The sequence below is a fragment of the bacterium genome, from assembly GCA_037147175.1.
Taxonomy (GTDB): Bacteria; Cyanobacteriota; Vampirovibrionia; order Gastranaerophilales; family UBA9971; genus UBA9971.
Genome location: JBAWVS010000007.1, coordinates 16,290 through 34,316, shown reverse-complemented (window position 1 = coordinate 34,316; position 18,027 = coordinate 16,290). Strand labels below are relative to the sequence as shown.

Here is an 18,027-nt window from a genome sequence, read left to right as displayed (position 1 = left end):
TGGCAATATGACTGATATAAAACCTGTTACAGTAAATAAATTATTGAAATACAAGAAATCAGGCAGAAAAATCACTGCATTAACTGCTTATGACTACTCTACAGCAAAAGCACTGGATGAAATCGGAATAGATATTGTACTTGTTGGGGATTCTCTTGCGATGGTTGCATTAGGGCATCCGAATACTCTATCGATAACGATGGAAGAGATGCTGCACCACACAAAAGCTGTTACAAGAGCAGTAAAAACTTCAATGGTTGTTGCTGATATGCCTTTTATGAGTTATCAAGTTGATGAAAAGACAGCTTTATTTAATGCAGGACGTTTTATTAAAGAAGCAGGGGCTAATGCAGTAAAATATGAAGGCGGATCCGAGCATATAATTAATTGTATAAAAAAATCTGTCGAAGCCGGCATTCCGGTACTGGCACATCTGGGCTTTACACCGCAATTTTTGCAGACACTGGGCGGGTTTAAGGTTCAGGGAAAAAATTTTGAAGCAACAAAAAAGATACTCGAGCAGGCAAAAGAAATAGAAAAAGCAGGAGCTTTCGGATTAGTGCTGGAAATGGTTCCTGAAGAATCTGCAAAGTATATAACAGAAAAACTTTCTATCCCAACAATCGGGATTGGAGCAGGCAAATATTGTTCGGGTCAAATTCTTGTAATAGACGATATTTTGGGCAAATATCAAGACTTTACTCCAAAATTTGCCAGAAAATATGCTAATATTTGCGAAATAACAAAAAAAGCTGTTTCTTCATATATAGAAGATGTAATTTCTGAAAAATTCCCCTCAGAACAGGAAGTTTTCAGCCTTGATAAAAAAGAAAGAGATAAACTTGAAAACATCAACTGAAATACTAACAGAAATTAATAGTTTAAGAGAAATTATAAAAGAGTGGAAAAGCCAAAATCTTGTAATAGGCTTTGTTCCAACGATGGGTGCTCTTCATATCGGGCATGAAAGCCTTATAAAAAAAGCGCGCGAGCAATGCGACAGGGTTGTTGTCAGTATTTTTGTTAATCCTATTCAGTTTGGTCCTAACGAAGATTACGACAAATACCCAAGACAAATTGAAGCTGACAAAAAATTATGTTCAAAAAATAATGTGGATTTTATTTTTGCACCGACACCCCAAGAAATTTATCCTGAAGCCGATTTTGAAATGAAAGATTTAACAAAAGTTGTTTCGCCTTCTTCTTATCAGGACAAATTATGCGGAAAATCAAGAATAGGGCATTTTGACGGTGTAACAACTATAGTTCTAAAACTTTTTAACATTGTTCAGTCTGACAAAGCTTATTTCGGACAAAAAGACGCTCAACAGCTCATAATTATCAAAAAAATTGTCAGAGATTTAAATATTCCGATTGAAATTATTGGTTGTCCTATAATTAGAGACACTGATGGTCTAGCATGCAGCTCAAGAAATGCTTATTTGTCTGATAGTGAGAGAATAACAGCTCTTACTTTGTCGAAAGTTTTAAGAAAAGTTCAAGATGATTACAAGGCAGGAATAACTTCAAGAAAAGAGGTTATTAATAATGCTTTACAATTTCTTAGTTCTGAGGCAGAACTTGAATATTTTGAAATTTTAGATGCAAATAACCTAAAATCGATTGATTTATTGAAAACAAATACCCTTGTTGCTATAGCCGCAAAAGTAGGAACAGTAAGATTAATTGATAATTTATTAATTTAATCTATACATTTATTAAAAAAATTGTTAAACTGAATATTATGTCATCTATAGCTGGGGTTAGATATTGATTAAATTTATTAAAGGTTTATTTAAGTTAATTGAAGGAATTTTATTTATTTTAATTCCTGTTGTTATTTTATATTGGACATTAACACTTGTTAATCTCGATATTGTTAAGCCTTTTGTAGCTATTTTAAGTGAATATATAGATCCTCTTGTAGCTCCATTTAGAAGTTATATTCAATATAGTGTCACGTATGATAATAATTTTACTATTAATTACACTATATTATTTTTCGCAGGAGTTGTTTTAGTCATAGCGTTTATGTTTACTTTAATCGGACATATTTTAAACTTTGTTGATCGAATTGTAGATAAAATGAAATTAAAATTAAAAGAAAAAGAGAAGCTAAGAAAAAAACAGGAAGAAAAACAAAATTTTATAAATGAAATACAAAAAAACAATACTGTTTATGTAATATTAAAATTAGTTAGAAACCAACCAACAGACTCATATCTTATAAAAAAAGAAGATTCTGATTTTTTCTCTAGCGGTCTCGTTGAAGCTTATGAAAATTCACTGCTAAATGCTTATAAAAAGTATTCAGGCAAAACTTATGGAAATGTCGGCGGAATAAATAATCTTAACAGTTATATATTTACAGATATAAATAAATTCATAGCATTTTTACTTTTTTTCAAAGAACGTGTTGAAGAAGTTAATAAAGGTATGCAAGATTTAAATATAAAATTTGACTACAAAATCGCCTGTCATTGCAGTTTCAGTGATGCAAGCACTTCTGTGGATATTGAAATAACTTCTAAAATCCTGAATCTTTGCAATCCGAGAGACATTCTTGTAAGCGAACTTTTGCAAAACAGGCTTACCTTATCGGAAAATAATAATATAAAGCTTTATTCAAGAGGGATTTATTTAATGAACGATAAGCAAATTGATGTTTTTAAATTAAAATTTGATTAAAACTAAAAGCGGGTAATGACTGAAATCAATTACCCGCTTTTTTTATTATTTATTTTTAATTTTGTTATCTAATTCTTCATCAGTTAGTATTTTGCCGTTTCTTGCAGAATCTATTAAGATACTGATTTTTTGTTGCAATAGCGGCTCTTCTTTATCTTTACCTGATTTTTTTAGCCATTCATCGTGAAGTTTCTTAAATTCTTCACCTGACAGTGTTTTCCCTGCTTTACCAATATTAGCTTTATAGTCGACTACATACTTGCTTATAAAATCTCGGTTATAGTCAGTAATTAATCTAGATATTTTTTCTGCGGTTTTTGTAAATAGCCTAACATCATCTTTAATTTCAGTTTTATATAAATCTCGATTCTTGTCAGTTACCTTTGTAAAACCTACATTAGGTCCTAATCCCCAATTTTCAACAGCCTTTTCTATTAATTCTGTAGCATTACTGAGGTCACCAGAAACACCTGCATCATGTCCGCCGCTTTGAAATCTGCTTTCTGCTATGCCGCCTGCATAACTCATTGCAGCAGAAGCAATAACTGAATCAAAGTTTGGCTGACCCATATCTTTACCCGGTTTATAGAAAACAGCTCCCAGAAAATTGCCTCTTTCCTGCTGAGTAATAAATGATATATCCTGTTTAAGTATATGATTAAGAATTATACCGGTGCTTGCATGTCCGCATTCATGTGCAACAGTTACAGTTTTAATTAAGTCAGATTCGTCCGAATGCTTAATAGGACCTGCTTTTACTTGAAGATATCCTTCTATTAAGTCATTATGAGTAATAAATTTATCATTTTCTCTTTTAGTTGCTACCTTTGCTGCCTTGCTTACCATATCAGCTAATTCTGCTCCGCTCAATCCTGCTGATATTATTGCAGCTTCGTTTATTATTTTCTCTTTATCAGCTGCATCTTTAAACGGTGCATTTTTAGTATGTATTTTTAATATTTCAAGCCTGCTATTTGTGTTCCTTGTCGGATTTGGGACTTCAAGAGAATCATCAAATCTTCCCGGACGCAGAATAGCCGGATCAAGAATATCTTTACGGTTTGTAGCACCAATAACGATAACATGTGTTTTGGAGTCTTTATTATATCCGTCCATTTCAGCAAGAAGCGCATTTAATGTATTATCATGCTCTTGAGCTCCTCCACCTTCACCATTACCACGTTTTTTTGCAACAGCGTCAATCTCGTCTATAAAGATAATTGCAGTTTTCTTATCAGAACTTTCAGCAGCTTTTTTGGCTTCTCTGAACAATTCTCTAACCCTTGCAGCTCCTTTTCCAACGTATACTTCTACGAAATCACTGCCTGTGGCGTTAAAGAAAGGCACTCCTGCTTCTCCTGCAAGTGCTCTTGCTAATAATGTCTTTCCTGTGCCCGGACCACCGTAAAATAATGTGCCTTTAGGCGCTTTTGTATTGTGTTTTAAATATTCTTTAGGATTTTTTATATAAGCTAAAATTCCGTCTTTAAGAATTTCTTTTACGTCTGAAGCACCGCCTACATCTGAAAATCTTGTTTTAGGAATTTCTACTTTTTTAAATTGAGAATTTTTGTCAACAAGTGATTCTAAAATACCATAATGTTTTTCGAAAAATCTTGTAACGTCTGAACTATTGACGCTTATTGGGTTATTAGGATTTTTTTGTTTCACTTCATTAACTTTTGCTGAAATTACTAAATCTATTACATTCAAAGCTTTTCCGGGGAACTCTCCGCCAATTTTTTGAGCTGACAAATCAACAGCTTTATCAATAGCATTATCGGATATAGTAACTTTTGTAGGTTCGTATCTTTTTATAATAGTATTTAATATTTTGCCCTGTTTTTTTAGTATTTCTTTTGTTTCAGTTTCTCCGGGAACACTTAAATTCACTGTTCCGAACAATTTAAGGAAATTAATATCCTTTTTAATTGAACTTGATTCTTTTATTTCTTGATAGGAAGAATTATCCATCAATCCAACAATTTGGACATTATCACCTAAAAATTTACCTGAATAAAGAGAATGTGCATCTTTATTTCCAACTGTATATTCTAAATATGTTCTCATATCCTTTATAAGGACAACAGTTTTTGCTTCGGGATCTGGAAGTTTGTTTATTGCAGTTCTTAAAGCAACTTCAGGATCTTTATTTATACGTATCCAGTCTGTTGGACTAAAAATTACTATATTTGTATCAGGTTGAAAGCCTTGTTTTCTATAATTGCCGTTTTTTACATTGCTTGCAAATCTATGAAATGACAACTCCGGTAAAGCAGTTTTATCGTCATAAGTCAAAATTGCATCCTTGTCAGGACCAAGCAATATTGCCAGATCATTTGCATTTTTTTCATAAAATGGTATGTTTAAATATTTTTCTTCATTTTTTCTCGAACCTACTTCAGGTCGATTAAATGATCGTTCTACTCCAAAACTCACAAGATAGTTAGCTTTCAAGTTATGCAAGCTTGGCATTTTTCTGTCAAAAGTCTGGTTATTACAAATAATATTATTATTTAAAACAGATTTAGTTGTTTTGTCATCAGAATTAATTGGCGCTACAAATTGAATTTTGTTTAAATTGTTTATTTTCATCTACCTTGATCCCTCAAATAATACTCGACTATTAAATTTAAAACTGCTCAAAAAAAAAGTTGATAGTTGAATTTAAAATTAATTTTACACAATTAGACTTAAAATCAATAGCATCAATGATTTACGGTATACCAAATTAAATTTAACATATCTTAATATTATAATTTAGGGACTTAATAAAGATTTTACTTCTTCTTCTAAAGTCTGTAATGCGTCTTCAAAAGGGATTTTTTTTATAATTTCGCCTTTTTTGAAAATATAAGATTCTTTTTTTGCGCATGCGATGCCAATATCTGCTGATTTTGCTTCACCCGGCCCGTTAACATGACAGCCCATAACCGCTATTGTTAAAGGTTTGTCTATATTTCTGAATTTTTCTTCCACCTGTTTTGCAAGTTCGATAAGATTAACTTCACATCTTCCGCAGGTTGGACAACTAATTAAATTCAGCCCTTTTTTTCGTATATTAAGTGCTTTTAGAATTTCCCATGCCGCATAAACTTCTTCTACAGGGTCTTCTGTAAGCGAAACCCTGATAGTATCCCCTATGCCTTGATTTAAGAGCACTCCAATGCCGATTGATGATTTTATTAAACCTGTTTTTATAGTTCCTGCCTCGGTTACTCCAAGATGAAGCGGATAATCAACTTTTTTAGATATTTTTTTGTAAGCTTTAATCATTGTAGGCACATCACTTGCTTTTAGGGAGATTTTGATAAGATCAAAATCAAGGTTTTCAAGTATGTTTACGTGTTTTAACGCACTTTTAACCAGATTTTTATGGATTTTATCGTGATTATCACTTAAATTTTTTTCAAGTGAGCCTGCATTTATCCCGATTCTTATAGGAATCTCTCTTTCTTTTGCGGCTTTAACCACTTTTTCAATGTTTTCTTTGTTTCCGATATTTCCCGGATTTAGCCTTAAGGCATCTATATCTTGATTTATAGCCTCCAGTGCAAGCCTGTAGTCAAAATGAATGTCTGCAATAAGTGGGATTTTAATATGTTTTTTTATTTCACCAATGGACTCTGCCGCTTCTTTATTTAATACCGCTACTCTGACAAGTTCACAACCTGCATCAGTAAGCTTGTGGATTTGTTCAATAGTGGCATGCGTGTCTCTAGTGTCGGTTGTACACATAGATTGTATAGAAATAGAGGAATCTCCTCCTATTTCAACATTACCTATTCTGATTTTTTTTGAAACTCTTCTTTTCTTCATTTTTATATCACTACAAGCTTTCTTAACATAAGTTTATCATAACAAAAGTTATAAGAATGACTTCAAAAATTTACTTGATGAAACCCGATCAGAGTTTTTTTGTATTAACTCTCTATTTTTTAAGATTGATTCAGAAGAGTTGATAAGATTTTCGTCATAATAAGGAATTCCCGCATTTGTTTCCAAGAGCCCCTTTTCTTTAGAAGTTAAGAAGTTTTTAAGAAGCTCAATGTTTTTGTATGCAATAGTTCCGGAAGTTTTTTTTCCTACAGGTTCAGTTCTGCCTACAAAAAATCCTGCTTCAATTAGTCCAGCCCTGACAGGAGCTGATGAACTGTAAGTTGTCAAGTTTCCGTTCGGAGATAAAATTCTGAATAATTCATTGAAAAAATCCACTGTCCACAGAACAGGAGCTTTTGAAGGGGTAAAAGGATCGTGAAAAATATAGTCATGTTCGGTGTTGATAAGCTTTATTGCCTTTCTTGCATCTTCCGTAAAAATATTAATAGTCAATAAATCTTTTAAAGGATTAGTTTTAAGCCCTCTACTATTTCTAGACGATATAGTCCGATAATATATATTATGTAATTTCTGTTTTATTTCGACCGCGTCAATACTTTTATAGCAGGACGGTAATATTTCGGTCAAATTAGGGCTGTATTTGAGGACATTATTTGTGTATTCCTCAAGTACAGCGACTACATTTATTTGTTTACTAATTGCATCAAAAAATGCTTTCTCTATAAAATTATTGTCTGTTTGGTTAAATAAAATACATGATAGCGCCAGAACTTTTGGATCGATTTCAAGAGCGTTAATTGTAATTTTACATTCGGGATTAATTTTAAAAATTTCTGAAACCGCAACTTTACTGTTGTAACCTAATCCAAAACAAATATCTAGAATTTTGACTTCATTGTTATGTTTTACAAATTCCAAAATACCGGAAGGCACAGTATATTTATATAAAGCTTCGGTGTAAGCTCCAATTTTGCTGTGATACACGTCATTTATAGTAAAATTATACAGACTGACAGTTCCGTCTTCTGTAGTAATAGGAATGAGTTCAAGCTGCTCAGTTGCTTTTGTTATATCGTTTTTATTTTGACTTTCGCTATGTACGGGAACAAATTCCAAAATACTCACCCCAAATCTTAGATTATTTTATAAATAATAATACCAGATAAAAGTTTATTGATAGTTGCTTAGGCAATAATTGCATTGGCAATAAAATCTTTACAGAATATGTATTTGTTGCATCAATCATTGTTGATGCAATTATTTATCTAGTGAAGTATTTTGACTCCGGCTCCAAAACTTGAATTTTGAATACCGCTATAATTATCTGAAAAGTTTGGATTGTAAAATGAATTATTCCAATTAGTATTTGATCCGTTAATAAACGGCATGGCAAAATTAAGTACCTTTTGGAGTGCTGATGTATTTTGAGTTGAGTTAAATTGGTTGTTGCACGAACTATTGCTACTGAAACTATTTGACATGCTTTGCATAGCAGAGTTCAATGTTGTTTGATATACTGACTGTTGTGGAGATGTATCACTATTTGCGTAAGTCTCAGAGCTGGCTGCTGCTTTAGCTATCCTATCAATCCTGTCACATAGAGCTTCCTGTGGAAATGTTGTTCCCAGTATTTCGTTTTCAAGCCTGTTTACCCTATTATATATATTTTCATTCAGAAATGTACTTCCGAAAGCTTTTCGTTCTAAGCCGCTTACAACAGGATAATCTGTGCAGTCAATATTTTTGACGTTGGATGAAGTATTTGCATTTTGCTTGTTATTTAATTCAATATTTTGTGAAAATACAGGAAGTGAAGCAAAAATCAGCAAACAAAATAATATTGATAATATTTTAATCATAAAAATCTCCCTATTTCACATAAGAATTTGTCTTAATTGAGAATTAGTATAATAATTTAAGTTAAATTAACATTAAGTTTATTGCCCTGAAGAATTAATTTTTTGTTTATAAATTTTTTTTTCAATATTTCACATGAACAGATTAATATTTAAAATTTGCGGGTATATTCATATTAATAATTGATGAATATTAAATCTCTCAGGACTATAATTAATAGACTTTAATATATGGCTGAATAATATGAACAAACAAATATACAAAATAATAATCATTATGTTTTTGCTGGTTTTAGCATTTACAAACAATGTTAGACCTGCAAAAGCCTTTAAAGTCGGATTATATAACGGTGTAAATGAGGTCGTCTTTGGTGGGTCCAAAGGTGGTATGCTTTCTGATGCACAATCAGGCCAAAATCTTATGGCTATTGACCAAATGAAACCTTATAGCCTTTCTAAAAACGGAAATGGCATGATAATTTCCACAGGTGGAAAAAATTTCCAGCTAAATTCTAATGCAGTAACAATAAAACCAAACGGGACTGATGGTCTTGTTTATGCAAAAAAACGCTGGTACAGAGGGAGTTTTCTTGTATATAATACGGGAAATGGTCTGATATTGGTTAATGAAGTAGATCTTGAAAGTTATATTCAGGGAGTTGTCCCTTCAGAAATGCCTGCACGTTGGAATACAGAAGCTTTGAAAGCACAGGCTATAGCGGCAAGAAGCTTTGCTGTTGCAAATATGGGAAAAAGAGCGCGTTATGGCTTTGATGTAAATGATACAACTCAGGATCAGGTTTATAAAGGCGCTTCTGCCGAAACAATTAAAACTAATGAAATTGTAAAAGCGACAAGAGGACAGGTACTTGTTTATGGAAATAAAGTGATACCCGCCTATTATCATGCTAGTTCAGGAGGTCATACATTGCCTTCCGGTGCAGTATGGGGTAAAGACTTACCGTTTATAAGAGCTGTAGAAGCCTATGATGAGGGTATCCCTAAAAATGGACACGGAATAGGCATGTCCCAGAATGGAGCAAATATATTGGCTAATGCAGGTTATAGCGCATACCAGATACTAGGATATTTTTACCAGAACGTAAGACTGTACTCACTTCAGTACTAATAGAGGTCAATTATGAATAAAAAATACGATTTAATTGTAGCAGGTGGTGGTACATCAGGAGTCGCAGCAGCAATTTCAGCCGCAAGAGCAGGTTGCAAAGTTTTAATAATCGAAAAAAACAGTTTTCTGGGAGGTACAGCGACAGCAGCGCTTGTTACTCCTATGATGAAAAATATAACTGACGCAGGCAAAAATCTTACGCAGGGAATTGTTTTAGAAGTATTAGACAGGCTTGCTAAAACAGGTAATAGCGCTAAATTTAATGACGGAAATCCCGGATGGTTTAATCCCGAAATGTTAAAGTGTGTACTGGATGATTTTTGCGATGAAAATAAAGTGGTGACTCTTTTTGATACTGTAGTTATAGGCACTGAAATTGAGAATAATAATATTAAATCAGTCAAATGCTTTAATAAAGGCGGAAAATCAGAATTTGAGGCTAAATATTATGTAGATGCAACAGGTGATGCGGATTTAGCAGCTTTTGCAGGTGTTTCTTTCGAGAGTAAAGAACATCAGACAATGAGTTTAAGATTTATTATGACAAATGTGAACTTAGACGCTTTTTCTCAATGGCTTACGGAATTAGACCCTGACAGCAGTGTTACAGCAATCGATTATCACGATTATGATACTATTTTATTAACGACAGCGCACACGTGGGACAATCTTGGATGGAAATTAAGACCATTTTTTGGATCTGCCGTTAGAGAAGGTCTGCTTAAAGACGAAGATGCAGCTTATTTTCAAGTTTTTTCTATACCCGGGCAAAAAAACAGTATTGCTTTAAACTGTCCGAGAATTTCTGCAAAACATGAACTGGATCCGCTAGACCCTGAAGATCTATCTTATGCGTATAAACAAGGCAGAAAGCAAATTAGAAGAATCGCTGAGTTTTGTAAAAAATACCTGACAGGATTTGAGGAAGCTTATATTAGCCAAATAGCCCCACAGCTTGGAATCAGGGATTCAAGAAGAATAAACGGTTTATATAAATTGACAGAAGATGATATTTTAAGTGCTAAAAAATGCAATAAACCGGTTGCTCAATCAAATTATCCTGTTGATATTCACGCTAAAGAAAAAGGTAAAAATGAACTAAAACACCTTGCGCCTGATCAATATTACGAAATCCCATTAGAATCCCTTATTCCTGAAAAAATAGAGAACCTTTTAGTCGTTGGAAGGTGTATTTCTGCAACTTTTAAAGCGCAGGCTTCTATCAGGATTCAACCAAACTGCTGGTCAATGGGTGAGTATGCAGGAAAATACATTGCTGAAAAGATAAAATCTTAGTTAAATTTATTATTTCAATTTAAATATCTTTTATCAAAAAAAATATATTTCAAAAAAGGTTCTAATCTTTTAAATATTGGCAATTTACTCTGGTAAATATATTCATACCCATTTAAATCACCTTGAGTAATTTTATTTATTTGCGCATCAGCAATATTAGTTAAATCTTCTTCAAGAAAACGAGTAAATTCTTTTTTATTATTAATACCGTTATTTATTTCTATAGGTTCTCCAATTTCAGCAAATATTTCGGGTTTTACATCTCTTAAAAAAGTGTACCTGATGGATACAGGAATTAAGTTGACACCTTTAACCTTGCTGGTTATATAAGTTAATCCGCTTTCGAACTTTATAGGTCTAAAGTCAGGCGGCATGACTCTCCCTTGCGGAAAAATCCATAGCATTGTTTGTTTGTCAGAAAGCAAATTTGAAGCATAATTTATTGATTTTAAAGCTTCCAGAGGTGAATTTTTTTCAACAGAAAAGCCTCCTATTTTTGAAAGTATAGGCAATTTGTACAATTCTTGAATCATTAAATAAAAATTAGCATCAAAAGCTTTTCTGCATATATAATAAGCAACCTGACCGTCATGAAAACAACTGTGATTGCTGTATAAAAGGTTTGCATAATTTGGATTTCCGCGATTATAGTTTTCTTTATTTTTTATCCTCACTGAAGAAAAGTTATGCTCAATCAGCCAATATACCCATGGCTCAATGATTTTTGCCCAATGAGGATTTTTATCGGCAGGGATTTGAGGTTTATCAACCAATTTTGATTTTTCAAGCTTTTTAGTTGCATCCGCAACCGTTGTCTTGTTAACTTTCATGATTACCTTAAAATAATAAAAAATTAATTATACTTTTTTTATTATTTTGAACATAATTTGAATTTTAATCATTACCTTTTTGTATATGATTAATGATAAATTTTTCTATAAAAAAATTTGAATTGGTTATTATTGTGAGTCCAAAAATTAACAGCGAAGGAATTGTTTTCAAGACATAAAGAAATTAAACAATTTTTATGTGGTGGAAATTTATGGACAAGCGGATTTTATGCAAATACAGTTGGACAATAATGATATTTAATTAAAAAAAGCAATTTTGTTTTAATATAATTTGCAACCTTTTCTTTTTAGGCTTGGTAATATATTGTATAGGCCTAAATTTTGGCTACCTAATAAATCATTTAGCACTTATGCTTTAGTACAATTTTTATTTTTGTTTTCTTTCCTGAAAATCAAAACAAATATTAACATAATTCTAATAAATTACTAACAAAGTTTATTTAACTTATTAGTAATAAAGTTAATATTTGTTTTTGTTTGAGATAAATAAAGGGTGTTTAATAAAATTATGTTGATACCTTCTTGTAATAGTTATATAAGTGCTCACATTCATAAAGATACAAAGAGGAAACGAACTTCCGCTACGATTGAAGCTATATGTAATTTGCAAAAAAACAGCTTTGGAGCTGCAAAATTAAATAAATTAGATGTTCAGCCAGGATTTTTAAGAAAAACCTGGCTGAATTTTCTTAAAACGTATGACAGTGTTTTAGAAAAAGAAATAGGACATAATTCATCTAATTTAATCAACTATTCAGGAAAAGCAATAATTTCACCGTTAATGGTATTTGCTATTGCTCCTTTTACAGATGAAAAAAAAGATGCTATAAGAAATTCCGCAATTTTACATCCTGTGCAGGCATTTTTCTCTTTTGTAACTGCTATAACGACAAGTTTTGCAGCAGGAAAAGTGCTGGATCATCAGGCAAAAAAAGGTACTCTTGGTAACTTTGTAGACAAGGAACTCGGAAACTTCTTTAATCCTGCTAAGAAAAACGGAAGTAAAAACTTAAGTAAACTCAAAGGTATTTTTGCATTATTTCTTACTGTACTAACAATACCTTTAGCGGGAATTCTGTTGAATGAAATTCTTCCAAAAATAATTAAAAAAGATAAAGATTTGCCCAAATTAAAACTTAAATCAAAAGATAAACTTTATGCCTAATAAAATTAACAACATTAATAACATACTGAAGCCAGTTTCTATAGCTACTCGAAAACATATTTCCAAAAGAGTTGCTAATGGAATGTATGATGCAAAAATACTATTAGGTGCATCTGTTGCAGTGGATTTTTATTCAAAAGTAGTCGATTATGTCCAATTCGGGAAAAATGAAAAGATAGATAAACAAAACAAAAAATATCTTCAGGCCTATAAATTGACAAATGGCGTAGTAGAGGCACTTGTGCAGATTAGCTCGGGATCAATCCTACTAAATAATAATACGCAGGAATATCTGTTAAAAGTATCAAGAAAAATCACAAATATGCCTCTTAATCCAAGCAAAGTAGTTAAAAATAATTTTAGAATCCTTACAACACTCTTTGGAAGCGTTCTTCTTGCAAAAAGAATTATTACTCCTCTTATTGTTACGCCTTTAACTACTTATGTGAGAAAAAATATGTATAAAGATTAAATATGCCTTTATAATAATCTTAATTAAAAAGGAAAATTAAATGTCAAAACAAAATATTATAATTATTGAAGATGAAGAAGATATTCAAGAATTAATCGAATACAATCTTATAAAAAATGGATATAATACAACTGTTTATTCTTCAGGAGAAGAGGCTTTAGAAAATATTTTTAAAACCTCGCCTGACTTAATTCTTCTTGATCTTATGCTCCCGGGTATTGACGGTATGGAAGTTTGTAAAAGGCTAAAAAATTCCGAAAAAACAAATAAAGTTCCGATAATAATGCTTACGGCTAGAGGCGAAGAAGAAACAATAATAAAAGGTTTTGAATATGGTGTTGATGACTATGTAACAAAACCTTTCAGTCCTAAGATTCTTATTTCCAGAATAAAAGCGGTATTAAGAAGAAAAATTGATGAAAAATATGATAATAATTCAATTATAATGATACACGAATTATCAATTAATCCTGCTAAATATGAGGTTTTGCTGAACAATACACATCTGAAACTTACTAATGGAGAATTTAAGGCTCTTCATTTGCTTGCATCTCAATCCGGTCGTGTTCTAACTCGTTATCAAATTATAGATCAAATAAAAGGCGATGATTATGAAGTTACAGACAGGTCTGTAGATGTTTTAATGGTAGGTTTGCGCAAAAAACTTGATAAATGCGAACATTATATCGAAACTGTAAGAGGCGTCGGATATAGATTTAAGGAATAAGCGGCAGATGTATTGAAAAAGAGCTGCCTATGCCAAGGGTACTGTCTACTTTTGCATAGCCTCCATGGGCCTGACAAATATGTTTAACGATAGCCAAACCTAAGCCAGTGCCTCCCAATTTTCTGCTTCTTGCTTTATCAACTCTGTAAAATCTTTCAAATATCCGTGGCAAATGCTCTTTGGGGATACCGCATCCATTATCTGTAACTTTAATAATAAGTTCGTTGTTTTTTGATAATGCTTCGATTAATACTTTATTTCCTTCAGGACTGTATTTAATTGCATTATCAACCAGATTTACTATGACCTGCTCTATCAGTGAAGAATTAACCGACATCCTGATATCTTCAGGACATGAAAATTCTGTTTCTACTTTTGCTGATTCAGCTTTTATTGAACACAACTGAATTGCGGATTTTATAATATCAATTATTTTACTTTCTTCAGTAACCAGCTCACTTTCTTTTGATTCCTGCTCCAGCCTTGAAAGGCTTAAAAGGTCTTCAATAATGCTATTAAGACGATTTGCCTGATTTAAAATAGTATTAATAAATTGTTCTGCTTTTTCTCTATTTTCCAATGCTCCGTCAATTAATGTTTCTGTATAACCTTTAATTGAGGTAATAGGGGTTCTGAGTTCATGAGAAACATTGGCAATAAAGTCACGCCTTATATTTTCCAGTTTTTTAAGTTTGGTTATGTCATTTAATACTATTAAAGCACCAATGTTTGAGCCTTCAGTGTTTTGAAGAGCCGTACTGTAAGCCTGAATAATACATTCTTTATCCTGAGTGTAGAAAATAATTTCTTCCTGCACATGATATTTTGTAGAAAGAGACTTTGCAATAAATTCGTTCAAGTCGGAATTTTTTATTACTTCTTGTATTTTATGATTTTGAATATCCGACAAATTGCCGCCTATTAACTTTGCAGCTGCCTGATTTAATTTTATAATTCTTTCGTTTATATCTATTGCGATAACACCTTCTTCCAGACTCGCCAGAATAACCTCAAGCTCGTTGCTTTGCTGCGTAATAAGAGTTATTTTACTGTCTAATTGATTTGCCATTTCATTCATCGCTATAGCAAGTTCGCCTATTTCTTTAGTTTTAGGGATGGAAAGTCTGTATTTCAAATCCCCTTTTGCAAATTGCATTGCTCCCAGCCCTAAGTCTTCGAGCGGCTTGCTTATTCGTCCGGCTATAAAAAAGCTTATAAAAACAGCTATAAAAGCTGCAATTAGTCCCTCAGCAAGAATCTTGAGATAAATAACCTTAAGCACTTTATCTATGAATAATAAAGGCAGCGCAACTCTTAAAAATCCTGTTATTTTTTGATTTTCTTTAACAGGTATAGCAACATACATCATGTTTTTTCTTAAAGTATGACTGTATCGCACAGAATCCCCAGTTTGACCGGCAAGTGCTTTAATGATTTCAGGACGGTCTTTGTGATTATCCATCATGGAAGGATTTTCTTCCGAATCAGCAATAACCTTGCCTGAAGGAAGTATTATCGTAACTCTCATTGAAGTTTTTTGGTCAAGGTTCTTGCATAAATTATTTAAATATTCGGCATTTGCAGGAGAAAGGCGTTTGTTTACCTGCTCTTCTATTAAAAAGGCTCTTGTTTTTAAATCGGTTTTAATCTGATCAAAATAAAATTCTTTTAAAATTTTTGAGGTTAAGAAAACACTCATTAAAAGCATGATAATTATAATTATTAAATATGATGGGAAAAATTGCCCGAACAATCGTTTTTTCAATTAGTTATTCCTTTTGGTTTAGTTATGGGTTATTAATTAATGTTATTATACAGATTTTTTAGAAGAATTTTATTGTTTTAGTACAGCTAACTGCATTTTTTCTTTTTAAAAAATAGCAGTCAATCCAAATTTGCATTATTTATAACTTTTAGAGCTTTTGTCGAAAAAAATCTTTTTAAAGCATTTGCTGTTATTCTTTCATGAACCACAGGAATCATTTTATATATCCTTACCCAAACTCATCTAACAAAATGTTAGATAAAAATTATTAGGAATGAATTAGCTTTTGGTTATGAAATAAATAATTTTTAAAAATTACAAATATAGAAATATTCTCAAAGCAAAAGTTTTATTAAAGTTGACTTTTGTCTGCAATTATTTTTCCTAATTGGGTAATATTTCCGGCACCCATTGTAAGAATTATATCGTTTTCCCTGATTTCTTCTTTTACAATTTTTGCAATATCTTCAAGTTCTCCGGAAATATAGAAAGACTCTGTATAAGTTATTTCTTTGCATAAATTTTTTGAGTTTACATCTTTAATAGGTGCTTCTCCAGCAGGATAAACGTCACATAAGTAAACAATATCTGCACCTTTAAACGAATTAGCAAAGTCCTGCCATAAGTTAGCGAGTCTTGTAAATCTGTGAGGCTGAAAAATTGCTATCACTCTGCCATTATTTGAGTTGAATGTAACTTCTTTAGCGGTTTTTAAAGTTGCCTGAACTTCAGTCGGATGATGAGCATAGTCATCAATTATTCTTGCACCGTTAAAAGACCCAACCGTTTGAAATCTTCTTTTCATTCCTGTAAATTCTTCAAGAGAACCGGCGATTTTTTCAAAACTTAATCCGCATTCAATAGCAGCAGCTATAGAAGCCAACGCATTTGAAATATTATGAACTCCCGGAACTCCAAGAGTAATTTCTCCAAGCAATTCACTGTTTTTAAAAATTTTCATCTTCGCATTAGGAACAATTGCAATTGATTCGGCTCTATAAATTGCAATTTTATGCAAGGGATGTTCAGCATTAGTGCTGTATGTAACAGTTTCTTTATGATTAATCCTTTCCAACAAACTCAAATTTCCTGAATCATCGGTATTTATTATTATTTTTGAGTTTTCATCAAGATCATTTACATATCTTTCAAAAGTTTCAAGGATTTGCTCAAAGCCTTTTTCATAATGATCGGCATGGTCAAACTCAAGATTCGTTATAATGCTTATATCAGGAGTATAAAGCTCGATTGATCCATCGCTTTCATCAAGTTCAGAAACAAAATAGTCTCCATTTCCTGCTTTTGAATTTATATCAAAATAAGGCAGTTGGCCTCCTATAGCAAAAGAAGGATCGCAACCGGCTTTTTCGAACAAAAAAGCAGTCATTCCTGAAGTCGTCGTTTTTCCGTGTGTTCCTGTAACGCCTATTGAAAATTGTTTTTTCCTCTCGCCGAATCCTGACATTAAAGCTTCTAGCAACTGTGATCTATGAATAATCGGAATATTTTGTTTTTTTGCCTCTATTAATTCAGAATTATCTGATTTTATAGCAGAACTTACAACTACAAGAGAGCAGTCCTTTATATTTTCGAAACTATGACCAATTTTAACTATGCCTCCGGCATTTTCTATTGATTCTATGTTTGCATTATTTTTTATGTCAGAACCGGAAACTTTATAGCCTGATTCGATTAAAATCTTTGCAAGACCGCTCATTCCGATCCCGCCTATTGCTATAAAATGAATATATCCATCTTCTTTTAATAAATTTTTTCTAAAAAGATTATTTTTTGAAAACTTAATTTTTGTGTTTTCCATTTCATCCTGCCGCATCTATTTTATTTCAAACATCCCACTTCTTTAGCTTTAACTCATATTTTATAATAATCAAAAATTAAAAACCATTATTAATTTATTATTACTTAAGTAACAGGAGTTACGCAAGCATTTTGAGTAATTTAGAGCCCTTGTATTGGGGAAATAACGTAAAAAAGGGAAATAGTTTGATATAAAAAAGGAGTTTAATTATGTTTAAAAGTTATTATGTAAACCAAAATGCACAGTCAACTGGAGAACATGAAGTTCACTGTGAGGAATGTTCTTATTTGCCAGATGTTCTCAATAGACAATATCTAGGAGCTTTCGATAACTGTAGAGATGCGGTTAAAAAAGCAAAAGAATATTATAGCAATGTTGATGGCTGCTATTATTGTTGTAAGCCTTGTCATACCAGATAA

The 18,027-nt window shown here is 32.1% G+C and carries 16 protein-coding genes; 9 read left to right on the top strand and 7 right to left on the bottom strand.

Going from position 1 to position 18,027, the window contains the following annotated elements; translation table 11 throughout:
* The first annotated feature begins 7 nt into the window (after nt 1–7).
* The 3 genes from panB (at nt 8) to WCG23_02995 (ending at nt 2,688) form a co-directional block, all read left to right on the top strand.
* Nucleotides 8–859: a 3-methyl-2-oxobutanoate hydroxymethyltransferase gene (gene panB / locus WCG23_03005; GenBank protein ID MEI8388834.1), complete on the top strand. Its 852-nt coding sequence runs from the start codon at nt 8–10 to the stop codon at nt 857–859.
* Nucleotides 843–1,706, top strand: coding sequence for a pantoate--beta-alanine ligase (gene panC, locus WCG23_03000; GenBank protein MEI8388833.1), 864 nt, complete (start codon nt 843–845; stop codon nt 1,704–1,706). Before panB ends, panC begins: the two co-directional genes overlap by 17 nt.
* Before the next feature lie 64 nt (nt 1,707–1,770).
* Complete coding sequence (locus tag WCG23_02995) at nt 1,771–2,688, top strand: hypothetical protein (protein ID MEI8388832.1); 918 nt, start codon at nt 1,771–1,773, stop codon at nt 2,686–2,688.
* A 45-nt stretch (nt 2,689–2,733) separates the two neighbouring features.
* Here WCG23_02995 and WCG23_02990 read toward each other — a convergent pair whose 3' ends face one another.
* From WCG23_02990 to WCG23_02975, 4 genes are all read right to left on the bottom strand, one after another.
* Nucleotides 2,734–5,283: an AAA family ATPase gene (locus WCG23_02990; protein ID MEI8388831.1), complete on the bottom strand. Its 2,550-nt coding sequence runs from the start codon at nt 5,281–5,283 to the stop codon at nt 2,734–2,736.
* A gap of 165 nt (nt 5,284–5,448) precedes the next feature.
* Nucleotides 5,449–6,507, bottom strand: coding sequence for a flavodoxin-dependent (E)-4-hydroxy-3-methylbut-2-enyl-diphosphate synthase (gene ispG, locus WCG23_02985; protein ID MEI8388830.1), 1,059 nt, complete (start codon nt 6,505–6,507; stop codon nt 5,449–5,451).
* Nucleotides 6,508–6,555: 48 nt separating this feature from the next.
* Complete coding sequence (locus tag WCG23_02980; protein ID MEI8388829.1) at nt 6,556–7,644, bottom strand: MnmC family methyltransferase; 1,089 nt, start codon at nt 7,642–7,644, stop codon at nt 6,556–6,558.
* Between the two features lie 149 nt (nt 7,645–7,793).
* On the bottom strand, nt 7,794–8,387 hold the full coding sequence (locus WCG23_02975; GenBank protein MEI8388828.1) for a hypothetical protein: 594 nt from the start codon (nt 8,385–8,387) through the stop codon (nt 7,794–7,796).
* 241 nt (nt 8,388–8,628) lie between these two features.
* On the opposite strand from WCG23_02975, the gene WCG23_02970 reads away from it, so the two are divergent.
* Nucleotides 8,629–9,513, top strand: coding sequence for a SpoIID/LytB domain-containing protein (locus WCG23_02970; protein ID MEI8388827.1), 885 nt, complete (start codon nt 8,629–8,631; stop codon nt 9,511–9,513).
* A 12-nt stretch (nt 9,514–9,525) separates the two neighbouring features.
* Nucleotides 9,526–10,809 carry an FAD-dependent oxidoreductase gene (locus WCG23_02965; protein ID MEI8388826.1) on the top strand — a complete coding sequence of 428 codons (1,284 nt, stop codon included), beginning with the start codon at nt 9,526–9,528 and terminating at the stop codon, nt 10,807–10,809.
* A gap of 14 nt (nt 10,810–10,823) precedes the next feature.
* On the opposite strand, the gene WCG23_02960 is transcribed toward WCG23_02965, so the two are convergent.
* Nucleotides 10,824–11,639, bottom strand: coding sequence for a lysophospholipid acyltransferase family protein (locus tag WCG23_02960; protein MEI8388825.1), 816 nt, complete (start codon nt 11,637–11,639; stop codon nt 10,824–10,826).
* Between the two features lie 529 nt (nt 11,640–12,168).
* Between WCG23_02960 and WCG23_02955 the strand changes: the two genes are divergently transcribed.
* From WCG23_02955 to WCG23_02945, 3 genes are read left to right on the top strand one after another with little or no spacing between them, the layout of a single operon-like run.
* Nucleotides 12,169–12,825: a hypothetical protein gene (locus WCG23_02955; GenBank protein ID MEI8388824.1), complete on the top strand. Its 657-nt coding sequence runs from the start codon at nt 12,169–12,171 to the stop codon at nt 12,823–12,825.
* Nucleotides 12,818–13,297 (top strand): hypothetical protein, encoded by a 480-nt coding sequence (locus WCG23_02950; GenBank protein MEI8388823.1) that lies wholly within the window; start codon nt 12,818–12,820, stop codon nt 13,295–13,297. Before WCG23_02955 ends, WCG23_02950 begins: the two co-directional genes overlap by 8 nt.
* Nucleotides 13,298–13,337: 40 nt before the next feature.
* Nucleotides 13,338–14,024: a response regulator transcription factor gene (locus WCG23_02945; protein MEI8388822.1), complete on the top strand. Its 687-nt coding sequence runs from the start codon at nt 13,338–13,340 to the stop codon at nt 14,022–14,024.
* Here WCG23_02945 and WCG23_02940 read toward each other — a convergent pair.
* Nucleotides 14,014–15,789: an ATP-binding protein gene (locus WCG23_02940; protein ID MEI8388821.1), complete on the bottom strand. Its 1,776-nt coding sequence runs from the start codon at nt 15,787–15,789 to the stop codon at nt 14,014–14,016. The genes WCG23_02945 and WCG23_02940 overlap by 11 nt on opposite strands.
* 352 nt (nt 15,790–16,141) lie before the next feature.
* Entirely contained in the window at nt 16,142–17,608 is a 1,467-nt protein-coding gene (gene murC, locus WCG23_02935) for a UDP-N-acetylmuramate--L-alanine ligase (GenBank protein ID MEI8388820.1), read from the bottom strand.
* Nucleotides 17,609–17,817: 209 nt separating this feature from the next.
* Here murC and WCG23_02930 point away from each other — a divergent pair, with 209 nt between their 5' ends.
* Nucleotides 17,818–18,027, top strand: coding sequence for a hypothetical protein (locus WCG23_02930; GenBank protein MEI8388819.1), 210 nt, complete (start codon nt 17,818–17,820; stop codon nt 18,025–18,027).

What these genes read in the sequence shown, in the direction of transcription:
- panB (MEI8388834.1), top strand. Translation starts at nt 8, where the DNA reads ATGACTGATATAAAACCTGTTACAGTAAATAAATTATTGAAATACAAG.
- WCG23_02990 (MEI8388831.1), bottom strand. Translation starts at nt 5,283, where the DNA reads ATGAAAATAAACAATTTAAACAAAATTCAATTTGTAGCGCCAATTAAT.
- ispG (MEI8388830.1), bottom strand. Translation starts at nt 6,507, where the DNA reads ATGAAGAAAAGAAGAGTTTCAAAAAAAATCAGAATAGGTAATGTTGAA.
- WCG23_02975 (MEI8388828.1), bottom strand. Translation starts at nt 8,387, where the DNA reads ATGATTAAAATATTATCAATATTATTTTGTTTGCTGATTTTTGCTTCA.
- WCG23_02970 (MEI8388827.1), top strand. Translation starts at nt 8,629, where the DNA reads ATGAACAAACAAATATACAAAATAATAATCATTATGTTTTTGCTGGTT.
- WCG23_02965 (MEI8388826.1), top strand. Translation starts at nt 9,526, where the DNA reads ATGAATAAAAAATACGATTTAATTGTAGCAGGTGGTGGTACATCAGGA.
- WCG23_02960 (MEI8388825.1), bottom strand. Translation starts at nt 11,639, where the DNA reads ATGAAAGTTAACAAGACAACGGTTGCGGATGCAACTAAAAAGCTTGAA.
- WCG23_02955 (MEI8388824.1), top strand. Translation starts at nt 12,169, where the DNA reads ATGTTGATACCTTCTTGTAATAGTTATATAAGTGCTCACATTCATAAA.
- WCG23_02950 (MEI8388823.1), top strand. Translation starts at nt 12,818, where the DNA reads ATGCCTAATAAAATTAACAACATTAATAACATACTGAAGCCAGTTTCT.
- WCG23_02945 (MEI8388822.1), top strand. Translation starts at nt 13,338, where the DNA reads ATGTCAAAACAAAATATTATAATTATTGAAGATGAAGAAGATATTCAA.
- murC (MEI8388820.1), bottom strand. Translation starts at nt 17,608, where the DNA reads ATGGAAAACACAAAAATTAAGTTTTCAAAAAATAATCTTTTTAGAAAA.
- WCG23_02930 (MEI8388819.1), top strand. Translation starts at nt 17,818, where the DNA reads ATGTTTAAAAGTTATTATGTAAACCAAAATGCACAGTCAACTGGAGAA.